We start from the raw sequence: 17,288 nt of genomic DNA, 5'->3' as shown, positions 1-17,288 counted from the left end.
CTTGCGGGTTGCCAAATGGGCGGGAGCAAGGCACCTGCCAGCGATGTCGCGCCACCTGCTGCGCTTCAAGGCCCCGCGGTCGAGGTGACGCCGCTTGCGCCCATCGGTGCGGCCCCCGCGCCGGGCAATGAGGCACCAGTGAAACCCGCAACGCCCGCGCCTGTTTCAAAGCCGGAACCGGAACCAGAGCCCGCCGTGGTGGCCAAGCCAAAATCGGCGGCGCATCTGGCCTGTGAAAAGAAGGGCGGCAAATATGTGCCCTTGGGCAAATCCGGCGCCTTAACCTGCCAGATGCCGACGCGTGACGGTGGCAAGCAATGCCGCAAGGAAAGCGATTGCGAAGGGGTGTGCCTTGCACGGTCGCGCACCTGTGCCCCGGCAAAACCCTTGTTCGGGTGCCAATCCATCCTGCAAGAGGATGGCGTTCAGGTGGATCTATGTATCGATTGATCGCGCTGGTTTTACTGGCAGGTTGTGTCGCCAAATCACCCGCGCCGATTGCAGGGTTTCGCGATCCGTCAACGCAGATTTATTCCAACGCGGTGCTGGACAATGCGCGGCTTGACGGGCGCTGGGTGCAGGTTGCGGAATTTGCTGCCGCCGATGCCCCCGCCTGCAAACCGGGCGGGGCCGAGATCAACCAGACGGCCAGCGGGTTGCAGATTCGGGCGCGGCTGTGCCTGAACGGGGTGCCCACGCCCTTCAACGGGGCTTTGCGGGCCACGGGGCCGGGCCGTTTTGCCGCCCCCAGCGGCGAGCCGTGGTGGGTGATCTGGGCGGATGTCGGCTATCGCACGCTGGTCATCGGCACGCCTTCGGGGCGGTTCGGTTTTATCCTGAACCGCGATGGCCCCTTGCCCTCCGACCGGTTGCGCGCCGCGCGCGAGGTGTTGGAGTGGAACGGCTATGCCTTGGCGCGCTTGCGCTAAAGGGTTGATCGCAGATGGCGCAGATGCGCCGTGACATCCCGCGCGCCCAAGGCCGCCTCGCGCACCAGCCAGTCGAAATGCTGTGTCAGGCTGTCCACCCGGATGGAATCGCGAAAGGCGATATAGTGGCGGCCCAGATAGATCACCGCCAACAGCGGGCCGAACACTGTGACCGGGGCCGAATACACGCGCCGCGCATCGAACAGATACAGCCGGAGCGAGGGGTAAAGCTGATCGGTCAGCGTGATCAGATGGTCCAGTTGCGCGCGCCGCAGGTCCGGCGGCAAACCGTGGTAATACCCGCTTGCCTGCGCAAAGGCGGCCAGTTCATGCAGCGGCAAGGCGATCTCGTAATCCGAGCGGGAGGCCCGCATCCATTCCAGACGGTCCTGCGAGGCACCGATGGCTTGTTCGGTGCTTTTGCCCAGATGCGGGTCATATTCCCAGCGCAGCATGGCATCGGTTTTCAGCATATCGGGCAGGGTGGCGGGCACATGGCGGATTTTGTAGCCCGCCGCCTCTCGGTGCCAATTGAAGATCTGTTCATCCACCAGCGCGCGCGGGGCCTCGGTCATGGCCAGCGAGGCGGCCAGCAGTTCCGCCCCCATTTCGGGACGGTCGGTCAGGCCCAGCAACCAATCGGCGCTGACTTGCAGGGCGGTGGCACATTCAGCGGCCAGTTGCGCATTGGGCAGGCGGGTGCTGCCCTTGGCCAAAAGCTGCGAGATGGTAGACCGGTCCACCCCCACCAGACGCGCCAAACGCGCCTGCGACAGTGCGGCGGTGGTCATCCCTGCCTCTAACCGGTCGCGAAACATCTGGGCGCGAGTGTTTTTATTCTGCATTGGTGACTAAACTCAACATTGTTCCATAAACATTGCGCATATCCAGACTACCGCACCAATTGGGGCGGCGCTAATCCTTTTCGCAAGGTGAAGGAGTGCGCATGGAAAGCCGTCGTCGCAGTGTGGTAAAAGCTTTGGTCTGGCAAGCGGTTGGCCTGTTGTCGATGCTGGTGATCGGCTGGGCCGTTACCGGGTCGGCGGGGCTGGCGGGTGGGCTGGCGCTTGCGAATATGGCGGTCGGCTTTGTGGCCTATATTGCCTATGAGCGGCTTTGGGCGCGGATCGGTTGGGGCAAGCATGTCTGACCGCATCCAGATCGCGCGGGTTGAATGGCAAACGCTGCTGCTTCTGCTGGCGACCTATGCGCTTTGGGGTGTTGGGACCACGCTGGCCTATGGCGCAAGCCCGGTTCTGGGGATCGTGCTGACCGGGGTTGCGATCACGCAGTTTTCCTCGCTTCAGCATGAAGCGCTGCATGGCCACCCGTTCCGCATCAAATGGCTGAATGAGGCTTTGGTCAGCCCGGCGCTGACCCTGACGGTGCCTTACGGGCGGTTTCGCGATACGCATCTGGCACATCACAATGATCCGGCCTTGACCGACCCTTATGACGACCCTGAAAGCAATTATTTCGACCCCGCAGTCTGGGCGGGTTTGCCGCGCCCGGTGCAGGCGCTGTTTCGGGCCAATAACACGCTTCTGGGCCGCGTGGTTCTGGGGCCGATCATCGGCAATACGCTTTGGCTGCTGACCGAGGCGCGGCTGGTTCGCGCCAATGCGCCGGGGGTGCGACGGGATTGGGCCTTGCACGCGCTGGGGCTGGTTCCGGTGGTGCTGTGGCTTTGGTGGGCGGCGATGCCGCTCTGGGCCTATCTGCTGGCGGCCTATCTGGGCCATGCCATCCTGAAAATCCGCACCTTTCTGGAACATCGCGCGCATGAGGTGGCCCGCGCCCGGACTGTGGTGGTCGAAGATCGTGGCCCGCTGTCGCTGTTGTTTCTGAACAATAATCTTCACTCAGTGCATCACTGCCATCCGGGGGTGCCGTGGTATCATCTGCCCCGGATCTATGCCGCGCGGCGGGCCGAGTTTCTGGCGGGCAATGACGGATACGCCTATTCCGGCTATGGCGCGGTGTTCCGGGCGCATCTGTTGCGGGCCAAAGACCCGGTGCCGCATCCGCTTTATCCGACTGGCTGCGCGGAACCGCTCGACAGCCGTTAGGGCGCGTGCCATCAGGGCGCATGGAACTTTGGGTTATCGCCACCATCGCGGCGGCTGCGGTGCAGACCATCCGATTCATGCTGCAAAAACGGTTGAAAGGGCTTGGGCTTTCAACCGGTGGGGCCACATTTTCGCGGTTTTTGTTCGCGGTGCCCTTGGCCTGTGCCGGGGTGGCGGTGTTGATGGCCACGCGCGGCTATGCGCTGCCGCCGCTTGGCCCGGTGTTCTGGGGCTTTGCTGCGGCGGGCGGGGTAGCGCAGATCATCGCCACTTTTTGCACCGTTGCCTTGTTTTCCGAACGTAGCTTTGCCGTGGGCATCGCTTTTACCAAAACCGAAACCGTGCAAGTCGCGCTGTTTTCGGCGGTGTTTCTGGCCGAGGCCGTCTCGGGCATGGGGATTGTCGCGATCCTGATCGGGTTGGCGGGGGTTTTGCTGCTGTCGCGCCCGCCCGAAGGCTGGGTGGCGGGCAAGATTTTCAACCGGGCCACGGTGTTGGGCCTGATGGCGGGGGCGCTGTTTGGGGCTTCGGCGATTGGGTATCGCGGGGCAACGCTGGAGGTGGCGAATGCCGACCCGCTGTTCCGCGCCCTGCTGACGCTGGCTTGTGTGACCGCGTTTCAAACCTTTGTCATGGTGCTGTGGCTGCGCTGGCGCGAAGCGGGGGAGTTGACGCGCGTTCTGGCAGCTTGGCGGGCGGTGTTGCCGGTGGGGGTGACGGGGGTTCTGGGCTCGCTGGGTTGGTTCACGGCTTTTGCGCTGCAAAACGCGGCCTATGTGCGATCGGTCGGGCAGGTGGAGCTTATCTTCTCCATCCTCGTGTCGATGCTGGTTTTTGGCGAAAAGCCGAAACCGCGTGAGGTGGTGGGAATGGGCCTGCTGGCCCTGTCGATCATCCTGATCGTGGCTTTGGCCTGACCGGTTCAGCCAAGGCGGCGGAACAAGGGGCGCGGGCCGGAATTGTCAAAGAACGGCACGCCGGCGGTGCTGGTATCGGCCAGAACGGCGGCCACTTCGGCCAAGACCACTTCGGTGATGAAGGGCAGATCGAGGCTGCGGGTTTCGGCCAGATCAATCCAATGCAGATGCGACAGTTCATCAGAGGCGGCGCTGAAATCATTCACATCCCCGGCAACGGCATCGGCAGGCACCAGAAAAAACCGCGCGTCAAAGCGGCGAGGGCGACCCGGTGGGGTGATGGCGCGGAAGATGAAATGCAAATGCTGCGCTGAAGGCAGCAAACCGCGCGCGGCAAACCCAGCCCAATCATGCCCCTCATCCGCGGGGGGGGAGGGCCAGGTGCCGGGGAGGCCGAGGGCAAGGCCGGTTTCCTCCCAAAGCTCGCGGATCGCGGCGGCGGCGAGCGTTTCGGGCGCGATCGTGGCATCCATGGCAAGCTGGGCGCGGGTTGCGGCGGGCAGGGTATCGGCCAAGGTGACGTCGGCATCGGCCGGGTCCACCGCGCCGCCGGGGAACACATATTTCGACGGCATGAAAGCGGCAGCCGCGCCGCGTTGCCCCATCAGAACCTGCGCCTGCCCCTGCGCGCCGCTGCGCCACAGAACAATGGTGGCGGCATGGCGGATGGCGGTTTTATCCACCACAGGGGCTGCGGTTTCAGCCACGCTTGCCAAACCCATGCATGCGGCGCGCCCATTGCATCGCCACCACCATGCCCTTGAGCCGTGGCAACAAGAACAGCGACAAGGCCACCGTGCCCACCGAAAACACCGAGGCCAGCACCCATGGGTCCGGGCGGTAGGTGGTAAAGACCCACAGGATCAACGGGGCCATCAGATGCCCGACGATCAGAATCGTCAGATAGGCCGGGCCATCATCGGCGCGCTGGGGCGAGAAATCCTCGTTGCAGACAGCGCAACTGCCGCGCACCGTCAGATAACCGCGCAGCAGCGGCCCTTGCCCACAGTTCGGGCAACGGCAGCGCCAGCCCCGGCGCAAAGCCTCGCCCACCGGGCGCTCTTCTTCAAGGTCTATGGTCTGATCGGTCATCGCGTCGTCCTGTCATTGCGGTGCGGACGGACCGGCACCCCATCTGCAAAGGCCCCTCATAGCCTGTCTTGCCCGAAAAGTAGAGGCCAAGTTCTGCCTTGCGGCGGGATGTCGCAAAAAACTTTACCCTCTGGCGACGGAAACCCCGCCAAGCCGCGTTTGAGAAGCATGAAGGAAGGCAAACAGGCCTTTCAGAGCAGACAGGAAATACAAGATGAAAACGAAAACAGTTTTGACCGCTGTAACCTTGGCCGCCATGGTCGCTGCCAGCTTCTCGACCGTTGCCAATGCCGAAATGGGCCCGCGCGGCGGGGACCGGGGCGCGATGATGCCCGCCTTCGAAGAGATGGACGGCAACGCTGATGGCAAGGTGACGAAAGAAGAAATCGCCGCCTTCCGCGCCGCACAAGTGGCAGCGATGGATACCGACAAGGATGGCAATCTGTCCGAAGCCGAGTTGATCGCAGGCCGGAAGATGCAGGATGAAGCCCGCGAGGCCGCTATGGCCAAGCGCATGATCGAACGTCAGGACACCAACAAGGACGGCGTGCTGTCGGTCGCGGAAATGACGGCACCGGAAGATCGCGGGGACCGGATGTTTGACCGCATCGACACCGATGATGACGGTGCCATTTCCAAGGCCGAAGCGGATGCGGCCAAGGAAAAGATGGGCAAGCGCGACGGCAAACGTGACGGCAAGCGCGGCGACAAGGGCAAGCGCAAGCACAACCGCGACGATAAATAAGCCATGGTTTGGCCCCCGCTTTGCCCCGTTTGCGGGCGGGGGCCAGACAATCCGAATTGAAGTTAGAATGATGTATCGTTAGTGCGATAGGATGCAAATGCCCTTCGACACCGCCTCAGACGCGCCGGATGACGCCTTGTTGGTGCTTTACGCCAATGGCGATGGCACGGCTGCGCGGGAATTGGCGGCCCGCCATTTGCCGCGTGTGCTTGGCTATGCCGCGCGCATGTTGGGCGGTGATCGGGCCGAGGCCGAGGATGTGGCGCAAGAGGCCATGTTGCGGCTGTGGCGCATCGCGCCGGAATGGCGGCCGGGCGAGGCGAAGGTGTCAACCTGGCTGTTTCGGGTGGTGACCAATCTGTGCACCGACCGCATGCGCGGGGTGAAACGTCGCCGGGCAGTTGGTCTCGATGACGCGCCCGAAGTGGAAGACGGTGCCAAAAGCGCCGAGGCGGAATTGGTCGATAGTGACCGGATGAAGGCGCTGAATGCCGCCTTGGACACATTGCCAGACCGCCAGCGCCAAGCCGTTGTGCTGCGGCATATCGAAGGGTTCTCCAACCCCGAGATTGCCGAGGTGATGGACATCGGTGTGGAAGCGGTTGAAAGTTTGACGGCGCGGGGAAAGCGGGCTTTGGCCGCAGCTTTGTCGGGGCGCCGGGCGGAATTGGGATATGAGGAAGGAAGCTGAAATGAATGACAGCGATCTGGACGATCTTTTCGCAGTGGCGCAGCGCCAACCGGCATCGGTGTCATCCGATCTGATGGCGCGGGTGATGGCGGATGCCGAGGCGCATCTGCCGCGCGCGGCGGTGGTGACGCGGGCACCTGTGGCGCGGGTCAGCCTCTGGTCCTCGATCCTTACGGCATTGGGCGGGGCGGGCGCGTTGGCGGGGCTGTCAACGGCAACGCTGGCTGGCGTCTGGATTGGCTTTGCCCAGCCAACGGCTGTCAGTTCCTTTACCGACGTGCTTTGGGCCGATGATGCAATATATGAAACGGTGGATGTGCTTCCCGCCTTCGACGACTTCCTGACGGAAGGGTAGGATATGAACGAAACGAACAAACCCAACGCGCCTTTGGCTTCTGGCAAGCCGCCCTTCCGATGGGGGCGGGCCTTGCTGTTTGTGTCGCTGGCGCTGAACCTTGCGGTTCTGGGCGTTGTCGGTGGTGCGGCCTTGGGCCGCTTCGGTCCGCAACGCCCCGAGATCGCGGCGCGCGATGTGGGCTTCGGGCTTTTTACCGAAGCGCTGGATGAGCAGGACCGCAAGGCGCTGCGCCGCGCCTATGGTCAGGCGAAACCCGATATCCGAGACGATCGCCGGCAGATGCGCGAGGATTTGCAGCGTGTGCTGGAGTTGCTGCGGCAAGAGCCGTTTGATGCCGTCGCCCTGCGCGCCAATCTGGAAGCCGGGGCCGCGCGCATGGCCGAACGTCAGGCGCTGGGGCAGACGATCATTCTGGATCATCTGGAAAAGATGCCCGCAGCAGAGCGCGCGGCCTTTGCCGACCGGCTGGAAAACAGCCTGAAACGCCGCGACCGCAAAGAGCGCAAGCCAGAGCCGCCGCGCCAGTAAGCGGTGCGCGGCGGGGGTATTGGCCTGCCCAGATGCTCCATTCAGGTTGTGCGGAAGGCCGGATCATCCGGCCTTTTTCATGGCCGGAGGGTGCGCGTTACTGGGGCCGCCCCTGTGCCTTAGGCGGCGTTGCTGATGGTTACTTTGTTGCGCCCGCCTGATTTGGCCACCAACAAGGCGCGGTCTGCGCGGTCAATCACGTCGGCCACGTCTTCCTGTTGCCAGGCGGTGCCACTGTTGCAGATCGCAAGCCCGATGGAGGCCGTTACGGTCAAGGGTGCAAAGCCGGGCAGGGCGAAAGGCATCCCCTCAATCGCGCGGCAAATCCGTTCGGCAATGGGCCGGGCCATGGACAGATCAGTCTCTGGCAGGGCAATCAGGAATTCCTCACCGCCGATACGGGCGACCATATCACCCGCCCGCACATTTGCAGCCATCCGGCGCGCGACCTCTGTCAGCACCGCATCACCAGAGGCATGGCCGTAACCGTCATTCACATCCTTGAACCGGTCGATATCCAGAACCATCACGGCGTAGGGGGTTTTGCTGTCCCACGCTTGTCCTGCGATTTCGGCCAAGCGGTTCAGGGCATAGCGGCGGTTGTAAAGCCCGGTCAACGGATCGACCAAAGCAAGGCGCAACCCGTCACGAACAGAGGCGCGAATGCGGTCCGCCTCGCGCTTGCGGTTGAGAAGCCGCGACAGGCGCAGGCCGAATTCGCGCGGGTCCACTTCGGCTGTCACCACATCATTGGCGCCCAGATCAAAGGCCATGGCCGCATCACCGGGTCCGGGGGCGCTTTGCACGATGCAGATGGCGGCATGGCGCGTTTGGGTCCGGCAGCGCAGTTCAGACATCAGCCGTAGCCCGGCCATCGGGTTTTGTGCATCACATTCGATGACAAAGACATCGGGCATTGGTGACAGGGCCGGTTCGGCCAAAGCCGCCTCGCGTGAGATCATCTGCAAACTGTCGGGCACCTGCCCGCCCAGTTCCCGGCGCCAGCGCAGGGCGGTTTCGGGGCGTTGGGTGACAAGGGCAATCGTGCCGGGCAGGTGAAAGCCCAAGGCAGGTTCGGCAAAGCCCAAAGAGCGGATGGAACCGCCCCCGCCATGCAGCCCCTGACTTTCTTCGCGGTCACGCAGCAAGCTGCGCAGACGCGCCATCAGGGTCTGATCATCCACCGATTTGGTCAGATAGTCATCGGCCCCTGCGGCAAGTGCCTCCATCCGGGCCTGGCGACCGCCTTCCGATGAAAACACCACGACGGGAATGGCGGCGGTTGCCGGGTCTGCGCGCAGGCGGCGCAGCACCTCGGTGCCAGACATATCGGGCAACGCCAGATCCAACAGAATCAGATCCGGCTTTTCCTGCTTTGCAAGCGTCAGACAGCCCGCGCCATCCGCTGCAAGCAACGGGGCATAACAAGCTGCGCCGAGCTTGACTTTGTAGACGATGCGATTGGTCGCAACATCATCCACAATGAGAATTTTGCCAGACATTGAGATACCTCTAAGGTCTCACGAGTAATGTTCTGATCATCTTTCCCGCTATTTGGTTAAGAAATTCTTGCGATTTTTAATTCAAACAGAACAAAGACCGTTAAGACTCTCAATTTGCCCCAAAACAGGCCCAAATAGGAAAGAATCCGCTGATGAACAGGCAAGAATACGCCGAAACGATTGCTTTGCAGGCTCTGGGATGGCTGGCTGCGAATGACGAATTGCTGCCGGTTTTTCTGGGGGCGAGCGGCGCATCGGTTAACGATTTGGTCAAAAATGCGGGGCAGCCCGCGTTCCTTGGGTCGGTTCTGGATTTCATCCTGATGGATGACGCATGGGTCATCGCCTTTTGTGATGCCGAAAACCTGCCCTATCAGGCCCCGATGGAGGCGCGCGCGGGCCTGCCCGGTGGTGAGCAGATCAACTGGACCTGAGCCGTTGCATTCCGACTGCGCGCTGGGCATGGTGCCTGCAAAGTGATGGACTGGGGGGCGGCGATGATTGACGGTGTGGTGTTTGACAAGGACGGAACGCTGTTCGATTTCCGCCTAAGCTGGAGCGGCTGGGCGCAGCGCGTGCTGGAAGCCTTGGCACAGGATGCGCCGCACGCGGCCCAAATGGCGGCCGCCATCGGCTATGACATCAAGACGCGGGATTTTCACCCAGACAGCCCGGTGATCGCGGGCACCTCGGATGAGGTGTCTGCCGTAATCCTGCCGTATCTGACGGGCTACACTCAGCCCCAGTTGGCCGAGCGGTTGAACGCGATGGCGGAACTGTCGGCGATGGCCCCTGCGGTGCCCCTGCGCCCGGTTCTGGGGGCGTTGCGCGACCGTGGATTGAAGATCGGCTTGGCCACCAATGATGCCGAAAGCCCCGCGCGCGCGCATCTGGCGGCGCATGATGTGCTGGACCTGTTCGATTTCGTGGCGGGGCAGGATTCCGGCCATGGGGCCAAGCCGGGGCCGGGGATGTGCCTTGCCTTTGCCCGGCAGGTGGGCATTGATCCGGCGCGTGCGGTGATGGTGGGCGACAGCCGTCATGATCTGATCGCGGGGCGCGCTGCGGGCATGCGTGTGGTGGCGGTGCTGACCGGTATCGCAAAAGCCGAGGAATTGCGCCCCCATGCGGATGCGGTTTTGCCCGATATCGCGGCACTTGGGGCGTGGATTGACGGGCTTTGCCCAACGTCGTGACCATTCAGGCACCAAAAACGACCTGAATATGTCGCGGTTTGAGTGCTCATTTCCGGGCGGCTTCGGTCATTCTTGGCACATCGACACGCAGCACGGAGTGTTTTCATGGCCGAAGAAGCAGGGCGCCGCCGCAGGGCCGGTGGGCGTGCGGGCAACAAGACCCGCGCGGGGAATGCTGCGATTGATCAGATGCCGTGGCGCTTGCCCATCAACCCCGACCGCCCGGTGGAGCCGCTGGACGCCGATGGGGTGCAGGCCATTCACCGCACCGCCATGCGGGTTCTGTCCGAAATCGGGATCGAGTTTCTGAACCCCGATGCCGTGGCGATCCTGAAACAGGCGGGCTGTCGGGTGAATGGCGAAAACGTCCGCATGGACGAAGATTTCGTGATGGAAATGCTGGGCCATGCGCCCGAAAGCTTCACCATCACCCCGCGCAACCCGGACCGGGAATTGATCGTCGGCGGCAAGCATATGCTGTTTGTCAACGTCTCCAGCCCGCCCAACGCCTGGGATATGGAGCGGGGCAAGCGGTCGGGTGACTTTGAGACGTTCAAGGAGTTCATGAAGCTGACGCAGTATTTCAACTGCATCCATATCGCGGGCGGCTATCCGGTGGAGCCGATTGATATTCACCCTTCGGTCCGTCACCTCGATTGCCTGTATGAAAAGCTGACGCTGACGGACAAGGTGGTGCATGCCTATTCGCTGGGCGCGGAGCGTGTGGAAGATGTGATGGAGATGACCCGGCTGGCAGGCGGGCTTTCCCATGCGGAATTCGATGCCAAGCCTCGGATGTATACCAACATCAACTCTGTCAGCCCGTTGAAGCATGATTACCCGATGCTGGACGGCGCGATGCGTCTGGCCAAGCGCGGGCAACCGGTTGTGGTGACGCCCTTCACGCTGGCGGGGGCGATGGCCCCGGTGACGATGTCGGGTGCGGTCGCGTTGAGCATTGCCGAGGCTTTGGCCGCGATTGCGCTGTTGCAATATATCAACCCCGGTTGCCCGGTGGCGATTGGCACTTTTACCAGCAATGTCGATATGAAATCCGGCGCGCCGGCCTTTGGCACCCCGGAATATATGCGGGCCACGCAGATGACAGGGCAATTGGCGCGGTTTTACAAGCTGCCGCTGCGGTCCTCGGGTGTTTGTGCGGCCAATGTGCCGGACGGGCAGGCGATGTGGGAAACCTCCAACAGTCTGTGGGCGGCGGTGCAGTCGGGCACCAATATGGTGTATCACGCGGCGGGTTGGCTGGAGGGCGGCCTGATTGCCAGCCCTGAGAAGTTCATCATGGATTGTGAAGTGCTCCAGATGATCCAGCGCTACTTTGAGGAGGCGACATTCGCCACCACCGAAGAAGACCTTGCTTTTGACGCGATCAAAGAGGTGGGGGCAGGCGGGCATTACTTTGGTTGCCAGCACACGCAAGACCGCTATCAAACCGCGTTCTATGCGCCCTTTGCCTCAGATTGGCGGAACTATGAGGCATGGCAGCAAGATGGCGCAGTCTGGACGCCAGAGCGGGCACATCGGATCTACAAGCAGATATTGGCAGAGTTCGAGGCCCCCGAAATGAACGAAGATCACCGCGAGGAGCTTGCCCGCTTTGTCGCCCAACGCAAACAAGCGGGCGGGGCGCCGACGGATTTCTGACACGGATGGCCTAGTCCGTTTGCCCTTTGGCACAGGGAAAACTGGCTTGCGATAGGGCTGCATTGGTTCTATACGCCCCCGGTGGCCTGTCATGGTCACAAGAATCAACAAGAAACGCCGTGTTTGGCCGCTCCCGTCGCTGGGGGTCACATCCGGCAATAGGAGAAGCGACATGAAATTGAACCAACTCGCCGACAATGAAGGCGCAGCAAAGAAGCAAAAGCGCAAGGCGCGTGGTCCGGGCTCGGGCAAGGGTAAAACCGCTGGCCGTGGTATCAAGGGCCAGAAATCGCGTTCGGGCGTGGCTATTGGTGGGTATGAAGGCGGGCAAATGCCGCTGTATCGCCGCCTGCCGAAGCGCGGCTTCACCAAGCCGAATGCAAAGCATTATGCCGTTGTGAACCTGGGCCTGATCCAGAAGTTCATCGACCTGGGCAAGCTGGACATCAAAGCCGACATCACCGAAGACGCGATCATCGCGGCCGGTCTGACCAAGCAAAAGCTGGACGGTATCCGCGTTCTGGCCAAGGGCGAGCTGAAAGCCAAGGCAACGATCATCGTGACCGGTGCGTCGGCTGCGGCGATTGAAGCGGTGGCAAAAGCCGGTGGCAGCCTCACGGTTGCGGCACCTGTGGCGGCTGCGGCTGAATAAGAGGTTGTGAGCCGCCGCAAGACGGCTTACATCCCTATAAGTTTTCTCGCGCCGCCGACCGGAAAACGGTTTGGCGGCGCTTCCTTTAGCGCCTGTGGAGAAATTTAACCATGGCATCAGCTGCGGAACAAATGGCGGCAAACCTTAGCTGGGGGGCGCTTGGAAAAGCGACCGACCTGCGCCAACGCATCTTTTTCACTATCGGCCTGCTGATCGTGTATCGCATCGGGACCTATATCCCGGTGCCGGGCATTGATGGCACCGCGCTGCGGAACTTCATGCAGGATCTGTCTTCGGGCATTGGTGGCATGTTGAACATGTTCACCGGTGGCGCGATTTCCCGGATGGGGATTTTTGCGCTGGGGATCATGCCTTACATTTCGGCCTCGATCATCGTGCAATTGCTGACGGCCATGGTGCCGCAGTTGGAGCAGTTGAAGAAAGAGGGCCAGCAGGGCCAGAAAAAGATCAACCAATATACCCGTTACGGCACGGTTGCGCTTGCAACCTTTCAGGCCTGGGGCATTGCGGTGTCGATCGAGGCGGGTGGTTTGGCGCATGATCCGGGGCTGTTCTTCAAGCTGGCCTGCGTGATCACGCTGGTTGGCGGCACCATGTTCCTGATGTGGCTGGGTGAGCAGATCACCGCGCGCGGCATTGGCAACGGCATCTCGTTGATCATCTTTGTGGGTATCGTGGCGGAAATTCCGGCAGCTTTGGCGCAATTCTTCAGCCAAGGCCAGTCGGGCGCGCTGCCGCCTGCCGTGATTATCGGTGTAATGGTTATGGTCGTGGCCGTGATCGCCTTTGTGGTGTTCATGGAACGTGCGCTGCGCAAGATCCATATCCAATACCCCCGCCGTCAGGTGGGCATGAAGGTTTATGATGGCGGGTCCAGCCACTTGCCGGTGAAAGTGAACCCGGCAGGCGTGATCCCGGCGATCTTTGCCTCGTCATTGCTGCTGTTGCCGGTCACGATCTCGACCTTCTCGGGGGCGCAGACCGGGCCGATCATGTCGACCATTCTGGCCTATTTCGGGCCGGGGCAGCCGCTGTATCTGCTGTTCTTTGTCGCGATGATCGTGTTCTTTGCCTATTTCTATACCGCGAACGTGGCGTTCAAAGTGGATGATGTGGCCGATAACCTGAAAAACCAGAACGGGTTTATCCCCGGTATCCGGCCCGGCAAAAAGACGGCGGAATATCTGGAATATGTGGTCAACCGGGTGTTGGTGCTGGGCGCGGCCTATCTGGCTGCTGTGTGCCTGTTGCCGGAAGTGCTGCGCAACCAGTTTGCGATTCCCTTCTACTTTGGCGGCACCTCGGTGCTGATCGTGGTGTCGGTGACGATGGATACGATCAACCAAGTGCAATCGCATTTACTGGCGCATCAATATGAAGGCCTGATCGAGAAGTCGCAGTTGCGCGGCAAAAAGCGGGGTAAGCCTGCACCATCGCGGCGCTAAGGGGGCAGCATGATCAACATCATCCTTCTGGGGCCGCCCGGCGCTGGCAAAGGCACGCAGGCAAAGCGTTTGGTCGAGGGCCGCAATATGGTGCAGCTTTCCACCGGCGACATGCTGCGCGAGGCGAAAACCTCAGGCTCTGAAATGGGCCTGAAGGTCGCGGCAGTGATGGAGCGGGGCGAGCTGGTCACGGATGAGATCGTGATCGGGTTGATCCGCGAAAAGCTGACGGGCGAGGCGGGCGGCGGGTTCATCTTTGATGGCTTTCCGCGCACGCTGAAACAGGCGGATGCCTTGGCCGAGTTGATGGCCGATCTGGGTCAGTCGCTTGATGCGGTGATCGAGATGCAGGTGGATGATGCGGCTTTGGTCGCGCGGATCACCGGGCGCTATACCTGCGGCGATTGCGGGGCTGTGTATCATGACCAGACCCGCCCGACCAAAGTGGATGGTGTCTGCGATGACTGCGGTTCGGGCAAGATGGTGCGCCGGGCCGATGACAATGCCGATGCGCTGCGCACGCGCCTGCTGGAATATTACAAAAAGACATCGCCCTTGATTGGCTATTACTATGCCAAGGGCAAGCTGTCCTCGGTGGATGGGCTGGCTGAAATGGATGCGGTGTCGGCGGCGATTTCCAAAGTGCTTGACGGCGCGCAATAATCCTGCCTGTCGCCCTTGACGGGCGGGGCAAAACCCCATATTGCACGGCGTCCCGCAAGGGAATCGTTTCGGCGTTTGGGTCTCTGAAAATCGTAAACGAAATCATCAAGGGCGGATACGCCGCCTTTGGGTTGTGAAAAAAGGTTCTGGTATCACGGAACCGCAACGAAAGGAAAAGCGCGTGGCTCGTATTGCTGGCGTAAACATTCCGACGGGGAAACGCGTCCCCATCGCATTGACATATATCACCGGGATCGGTTCCCACACCGCAGAGCTGATCTGTGAGTCGGTTGGCATTGACCGCACCCGCCGCGTGAACGAGCTTTCGGATGCCGAAGTGCTCGCGATCCGCGAACATATCGACGCAAACTACACCGTTGAAGGTGACCTGCGTCGTGAAACCTCGATGAACATCAAGCGCTTGATGGACCTTGGTTGCTACCGTGGCCTGCGCCACCGTCGTGGCCTGCCGGTCCGCGGTCAGCGCACCCATACCAACGCACGCACACGCAAGGGCCCTGCAAAGGCCATTGCTGGCAAGAAGAAATAAGGGGCGCTGAGATATGGCACGCGATAAGACCCGTATGAAGCGCAAGGAACGCAAAAACATCGCCGCTGGCGTTGCGCATGTGAATTCCTCGTTCAACAACACCAAGATCCTGATCTCTGACGTTCAGGGCAATGCAATTTCCTGGTCCTCCTCGGGCACCATGGGTTTCAAGGGGTCGCGTAAATCCACCCCTTACGCTGCCCAGATGGCGGCTGAGGATGCGGCCCGCAAGGCGCAAGAGCATGGCGTGAAAACGCTGGAAGTCGAAGTGCAGGGCCCCGGTTCGGGCCGTGAATCGGCTTTGCGCGCGCTGGCTGCTGCCGGTCTGAACATCACGTCGATCCGTGACGTGACGCCGATCGCGCATAACGGCTGCCGCCCGCCAAAGCGCCGCCGCGTCTAAGGCTATTCGTTATCACCGGGCCGCGCGCGTTCTGCGCACGGCCCGGTTTCGGCATTTCTACATCCTCGGGCGTCGACTGCTTAGGGACATGGGCAGAAGACAGGTATGGAGGCTATACGCATGATCCACAAAAATTGGGCCGAATTGATCAAACCGACGCAGCTGGTGGTTAACCCCGGCCCGGACGCGTCGCGCACGGCAACTGTGATCGCTGAACCGCTGGAGCGTGGCTTTGGCCTGACGCTGGGCAACGCGCTGCGCCGCGTGCTGATGTCCTCGCTGCAAGGTGCAGCCATCACCAGCGTCCAGATCGACAATGTTCTGCACGAGTTCTCCTCGGTCGCGGGTGTGCGTGAAGACGTCACCGACATCGTTCTGAACCTGAAAGGCGTCAGCCTGCGCATGGATGTCGAAGGGCCGAAGCGCCTGTCGATTTCCGCCAAGGGTCCGGGCGTTGTGACCGCTGGCGATATCTCTGACTCCTCGGGGATCGAAGTGCTGAACAAGGATCACGTGATCTGCCACCTTGACGATGGCGCTGACGTGTTCATGGAACTGACCGTCAACACCGGTAAGGGCTATGTTTCCGCTGACAAGAACCGCCCCGAAGATGCGCCGATCGGCTTGATCCCGATTGATGCGATCTATTCGCCGGTGAAAAAGGTCAGCTATGAAGTGCAGCCGACCCGCGAAGGTCAGGTTCTGGACTATGACAAGCTGACGATGAAAATCGAAACCGATGGCTCGCTGACGCCGGATGATGCTGTGGCCTATGCCGCGCGCATTCTGCAAGACCAGCTGTCGATCTTCGTGAACTTCGACGAGCCGGAATCGGCGACGCGTTCGGATGTGGATGACGGGCTGGAATTCAACCCGCTGCTGCTGAAGAAGGTCGACGAGTTGGAACTGTCGGTGCGTTCTGCGAACTGCCTGAAGAACGACAACATCGTCTATATCGGCGATCTGATCCAGAAAACCGAAGCCGAAATGCTGCGCACGCCGAACTTTGGCCGCAAGTCCTTGAACGAAATCAAGGAAGTGCTGTCGGGTATGGGCCTGCACCTTGGCATGGACGTCGAGGATTGGCCGCCAGAAAACATCGAAGATCTGGCCAAGCGCTTTGAGGACCAGTTCTAAGAGTTTGGGGGGCGGTAACGCCCCCCGCAAATGCCCGGATCTGCCGGGGAAAACATGGGCATGATGCCCCAAGGTGAGTGGCCCATTCGAGGGCTGCCGGACAAAGCAAAACGCGACTTTAGGAGATAGAATATGCGTCACGCTCGTGGATACCGCCGTCTGAACCGCACACATGAACACCGCAAGGCGCTGTTCGCCAACATGTGTGGCTCGCTCATTGAACATGAGCAGATCAAGACCACCCTGCCCAAGGCAAAAGAACTGCGCCCGATCATCGAAAAGCTGATCACGCTGGCAAAGCGTGGCGATCTGCACGCGCGCCGTCAGGCTGCTGCGCAATTGAAGCAGGACCAGTATGTGGCCCGTCTGTTCGAAATCCTTGGCCCGCGCTACAAGGACCGTCAGGGCGGCTATGTGCGTGTGCTGAAAGCGGGTTTCCGCTATGGCGATATGGCCCCGATGGCGATCATCGAATTCGTTGACCGCGATCCGAACGCCAAAGGCGCAGGCGACAAGGCCCGCGTTGCCGCATCGGAAGCTGCCGAGGCGTAAGCCCGAAAGCAAAACGAATTGCAAAGGCCCGCTTTTACAGGCGGGCTTTTTTGCTTATTGTGTTCCGGTGCCAACGGAATAGGCACGGCTGCGCTTAACCCGGAAATTAGACCGCAAGAGTAAACGGTTTCTTAACGAAGGCACTGGCAGATATAGGTAAATGTATCTAGGGTTGA

23 protein-coding genes are annotated in these 17,288 nt (G+C 61.2%); 19 read left to right on the top strand and 4 right to left on the bottom strand.

All coding sequences use genetic code 11. From position 1 onward, the window contains the following. The first annotated feature begins 15 nt into the window (after positions 1-15). The gene (locus EGN72_RS16940; RefSeq protein ID WP_127049741.1) at positions 16-450 is read left to right on the top strand and encodes a hypothetical protein; all 435 of its coding nucleotides are present in this window, start codon (positions 16-18) and stop codon (positions 448-450) included. Beyond that, complete coding sequence (locus EGN72_RS16935) at positions 438-929, top strand: lipocalin family protein (protein ID WP_127049739.1); 492 nt, start codon at positions 438-440, stop codon at positions 927-929. The genes EGN72_RS16940 and EGN72_RS16935 overlap by 13 nt, the downstream gene beginning before the upstream one ends. Here EGN72_RS16935 and EGN72_RS16930 read toward each other — a convergent pair. After that, positions 926-1,774 (bottom strand): helix-turn-helix transcriptional regulator, encoded by an 849-nt coding sequence (locus tag EGN72_RS16930; protein WP_127049737.1) that lies wholly within the window; start codon positions 1,772-1,774, stop codon positions 926-928. The two genes, EGN72_RS16935 and EGN72_RS16930, sit on opposite strands and share 4 nt — an antisense overlap. Before the next feature lie 101 nt (positions 1,775-1,875). Between EGN72_RS16930 and EGN72_RS16925 the strand changes: the two genes are divergently transcribed. Genes EGN72_RS16925 through EGN72_RS16915 form a run of 3 tightly spaced genes read left to right on the top strand, consistent with a single transcriptional unit; the run spans position 1,876 to position 3,915 of the window. Next, positions 1,876-2,079: a DUF2061 domain-containing protein gene (locus EGN72_RS16925; RefSeq protein ID WP_127049735.1), complete on the top strand. Its 204-nt coding sequence runs from the start codon at positions 1,876-1,878 to the stop codon at positions 2,077-2,079. Next, positions 2,072-2,998, top strand: a complete 927-nt coding sequence (locus EGN72_RS16920) for a fatty acid desaturase (protein ID WP_127049733.1) — start codon at positions 2,072-2,074, stop codon at positions 2,996-2,998. The genes EGN72_RS16925 and EGN72_RS16920 overlap by 8 nt, the downstream gene beginning before the upstream one ends. A 20-nt stretch (positions 2,999-3,018) precedes the next feature. Then, a complete protein-coding gene (locus EGN72_RS16915) occupies positions 3,019-3,915 on the top strand; it encodes a DMT family transporter (protein WP_127049731.1) in 897 nt (298 codons plus the stop codon). A 5-nt stretch (positions 3,916-3,920) separates the two neighbouring features. On the opposite strand, the gene EGN72_RS16910 is transcribed toward EGN72_RS16915, so the two are convergent. Next, a complete protein-coding gene (locus EGN72_RS16910; protein ID WP_370323333.1) occupies positions 3,921-4,622 on the bottom strand; it encodes an NUDIX domain-containing protein in 702 nt (233 codons plus the stop codon). Beyond that, the gene (locus EGN72_RS16905; protein WP_127049727.1) at positions 4,615-5,007 is read right to left on the bottom strand and encodes a DUF983 domain-containing protein; all 393 of its coding nucleotides are present in this window, start codon (positions 5,005-5,007) and stop codon (positions 4,615-4,617) included. The genes EGN72_RS16910 and EGN72_RS16905 overlap by 8 nt, the downstream gene beginning before the upstream one ends. A 214-nt stretch (positions 5,008-5,221) precedes the next feature. On the opposite strand from EGN72_RS16905, the gene EGN72_RS16900 reads away from it, so the two are divergent. The 4 genes from EGN72_RS16900 to EGN72_RS16885 all read left to right on the top strand — a co-directional run bounded on the left by EGN72_RS16900 (position 5,222) and on the right by EGN72_RS16885 (position 7,329). Continuing rightward, positions 5,222-5,752, top strand: a complete 531-nt coding sequence (locus EGN72_RS16900) for an EF-hand domain-containing protein (RefSeq protein WP_127049725.1) — start codon at positions 5,222-5,224, stop codon at positions 5,750-5,752. A gap of 91 nt (positions 5,753-5,843) precedes the next feature. Continuing rightward, positions 5,844-6,443 carry an RNA polymerase sigma factor gene (locus EGN72_RS16895; RefSeq protein ID WP_127049723.1) on the top strand — a complete coding sequence of 200 codons (600 nt, stop codon included), beginning with the start codon at positions 5,844-5,846 and terminating at the stop codon, positions 6,441-6,443. Position 6,444: 1 nt separating this feature from the next. Then, entirely contained in the window at positions 6,445-6,798 is a 354-nt protein-coding gene (locus EGN72_RS16890; protein WP_127049721.1) for a dihydroorotate dehydrogenase, read from the top strand. A gap of 3 nt (positions 6,799-6,801) precedes the next feature. Next, positions 6,802-7,329 carry a periplasmic heavy metal sensor gene (locus EGN72_RS16885; protein ID WP_127049719.1) on the top strand — a complete coding sequence of 176 codons (528 nt, stop codon included), beginning with the start codon at positions 6,802-6,804 and terminating at the stop codon, positions 7,327-7,329. A gap of 119 nt (positions 7,330-7,448) precedes the next feature. Here EGN72_RS16885 and EGN72_RS16880 read toward each other — a convergent pair whose 3' ends face one another. After that, on the bottom strand, positions 7,449-8,810 hold the full coding sequence (locus tag EGN72_RS16880) for a diguanylate cyclase (RefSeq protein WP_233587170.1): 1,362 nt from the start codon (positions 8,808-8,810) through the stop codon (positions 7,449-7,451). Positions 8,811-8,983: 173 nt separating this feature from the next. Here EGN72_RS16880 and EGN72_RS16875 point away from each other — a divergent pair, with 173 nt between their 5' ends. The 10 genes from EGN72_RS16875 to rplQ all read left to right on the top strand — a co-directional run bounded on the left by EGN72_RS16875 (position 8,984) and on the right by rplQ (position 17,112). Continuing rightward, positions 8,984-9,265: a DUF3572 domain-containing protein gene (locus EGN72_RS16875; protein ID WP_127049715.1), complete on the top strand. Its 282-nt coding sequence runs from the start codon at positions 8,984-8,986 to the stop codon at positions 9,263-9,265. Between the two features lie 63 nt (positions 9,266-9,328). Then, the gene (locus EGN72_RS16870) at positions 9,329-10,027 is read left to right on the top strand and encodes an HAD family hydrolase (protein WP_127050496.1); all 699 of its coding nucleotides are present in this window, start codon (positions 9,329-9,331) and stop codon (positions 10,025-10,027) included. A 105-nt stretch (positions 10,028-10,132) separates the two neighbouring features. After that, positions 10,133-11,689, top strand: coding sequence for a trimethylamine methyltransferase family protein (locus EGN72_RS16865; protein ID WP_127049713.1), 1,557 nt, complete (start codon positions 10,133-10,135; stop codon positions 11,687-11,689). Positions 11,690-11,861: 172 nt separating this feature from the next. Further along, on the top strand, positions 11,862-12,341 hold the full coding sequence (gene rplO, locus EGN72_RS16860) for a 50S ribosomal protein L15 (protein WP_127049711.1): 480 nt from the start codon (positions 11,862-11,864) through the stop codon (positions 12,339-12,341). A 110-nt stretch (positions 12,342-12,451) separates the two neighbouring features. Next, positions 12,452-13,807, top strand: a complete 1,356-nt coding sequence (secY, locus tag EGN72_RS16855; protein ID WP_127049709.1) for a preprotein translocase subunit SecY — start codon at positions 12,452-12,454, stop codon at positions 13,805-13,807. 9 nt (positions 13,808-13,816) lie between these two features. Further along, a complete protein-coding gene (locus EGN72_RS16850; RefSeq protein WP_127049707.1) occupies positions 13,817-14,470 on the top strand; it encodes an adenylate kinase in 654 nt (217 codons plus the stop codon). Positions 14,471-14,651: 181 nt separating this feature from the next. Continuing rightward, complete coding sequence (gene rpsM / locus EGN72_RS16845; RefSeq protein ID WP_127049705.1) at positions 14,652-15,020, top strand: 30S ribosomal protein S13; 369 nt, start codon at positions 14,652-14,654, stop codon at positions 15,018-15,020. A gap of 13 nt (positions 15,021-15,033) precedes the next feature. Beyond that, a complete protein-coding gene (rpsK, locus tag EGN72_RS16840) occupies positions 15,034-15,423 on the top strand; it encodes a 30S ribosomal protein S11 (protein ID WP_127049703.1) in 390 nt (129 codons plus the stop codon). A gap of 120 nt (positions 15,424-15,543) precedes the next feature. Then, positions 15,544-16,560, top strand: coding sequence for a DNA-directed RNA polymerase subunit alpha (locus tag EGN72_RS16835; RefSeq protein WP_127049701.1), 1,017 nt, complete (start codon positions 15,544-15,546; stop codon positions 16,558-16,560). A gap of 132 nt (positions 16,561-16,692) precedes the next feature. After that, positions 16,693-17,112 (top strand): 50S ribosomal protein L17, encoded by a 420-nt coding sequence (rplQ, locus tag EGN72_RS16830; protein ID WP_127049699.1) that lies wholly within the window; start codon positions 16,693-16,695, stop codon positions 17,110-17,112. Positions 17,113-17,288: the final 176 nt, after the last annotated feature.

The sequence above is a fragment of the Pseudorhodobacter sp. E13 genome, assembly GCF_003991405.1.
Classification (GTDB): domain Bacteria; phylum Pseudomonadota; class Alphaproteobacteria; order Rhodobacterales; family Rhodobacteraceae; genus Pseudorhodobacter.
This window is presented reverse-complemented; position numbering and strand designations above follow the sequence as displayed.

Coding starts and splice junctions, on each gene's coding strand:
- EGN72_RS16940 (WP_127049741.1), top strand. CDS start 16: ATGGGCGGGAGCAAGGCACCTGCCAGCGATGTCGCGCCACCTGCTGCG.
- EGN72_RS16935 (WP_127049739.1), top strand. CDS start 438: ATGTATCGATTGATCGCGCTGGTTTTACTGGCAGGTTGTGTCGCCAAA.
- EGN72_RS16930 (WP_127049737.1), bottom strand. CDS start 1,774: ATGCAGAATAAAAACACTCGCGCCCAGATGTTTCGCGACCGGTTAGAG.
- EGN72_RS16925 (WP_127049735.1), top strand. CDS start 1,876: ATGGAAAGCCGTCGTCGCAGTGTGGTAAAAGCTTTGGTCTGGCAAGCG.
- EGN72_RS16920 (WP_127049733.1), top strand. CDS start 2,072: ATGTCTGACCGCATCCAGATCGCGCGGGTTGAATGGCAAACGCTGCTG.
- EGN72_RS16915 (WP_127049731.1), top strand. CDS start 3,019: ATGGAACTTTGGGTTATCGCCACCATCGCGGCGGCTGCGGTGCAGACC.
- EGN72_RS16905 (WP_127049727.1), bottom strand. CDS start 5,007: ATGACCGATCAGACCATAGACCTTGAAGAAGAGCGCCCGGTGGGCGAG.
- EGN72_RS16900 (WP_127049725.1), top strand. CDS start 5,222: ATGAAAACGAAAACAGTTTTGACCGCTGTAACCTTGGCCGCCATGGTC.
- EGN72_RS16895 (WP_127049723.1), top strand. CDS start 5,844: ATGCAAATGCCCTTCGACACCGCCTCAGACGCGCCGGATGACGCCTTG.
- EGN72_RS16890 (WP_127049721.1), top strand. CDS start 6,445: ATGAATGACAGCGATCTGGACGATCTTTTCGCAGTGGCGCAGCGCCAA.
- EGN72_RS16885 (WP_127049719.1), top strand. CDS start 6,802: ATGAACGAAACGAACAAACCCAACGCGCCTTTGGCTTCTGGCAAGCCG.
- EGN72_RS16875 (WP_127049715.1), top strand. CDS start 8,984: ATGAACAGGCAAGAATACGCCGAAACGATTGCTTTGCAGGCTCTGGGA.
- EGN72_RS16870 (WP_127050496.1), top strand. CDS start 9,329: ATGATTGACGGTGTGGTGTTTGACAAGGACGGAACGCTGTTCGATTTC.
- EGN72_RS16865 (WP_127049713.1), top strand. CDS start 10,133: ATGGCCGAAGAAGCAGGGCGCCGCCGCAGGGCCGGTGGGCGTGCGGGC.
- rplO (WP_127049711.1), top strand. CDS start 11,862: ATGAAATTGAACCAACTCGCCGACAATGAAGGCGCAGCAAAGAAGCAA.
- secY (WP_127049709.1), top strand. CDS start 12,452: ATGGCATCAGCTGCGGAACAAATGGCGGCAAACCTTAGCTGGGGGGCG.
- EGN72_RS16850 (WP_127049707.1), top strand. CDS start 13,817: ATGATCAACATCATCCTTCTGGGGCCGCCCGGCGCTGGCAAAGGCACG.
- rpsK (WP_127049703.1), top strand. CDS start 15,034: ATGGCACGCGATAAGACCCGTATGAAGCGCAAGGAACGCAAAAACATC.
- EGN72_RS16835 (WP_127049701.1), top strand. CDS start 15,544: ATGATCCACAAAAATTGGGCCGAATTGATCAAACCGACGCAGCTGGTG.
- rplQ (WP_127049699.1), top strand. CDS start 16,693: ATGCGTCACGCTCGTGGATACCGCCGTCTGAACCGCACACATGAACAC.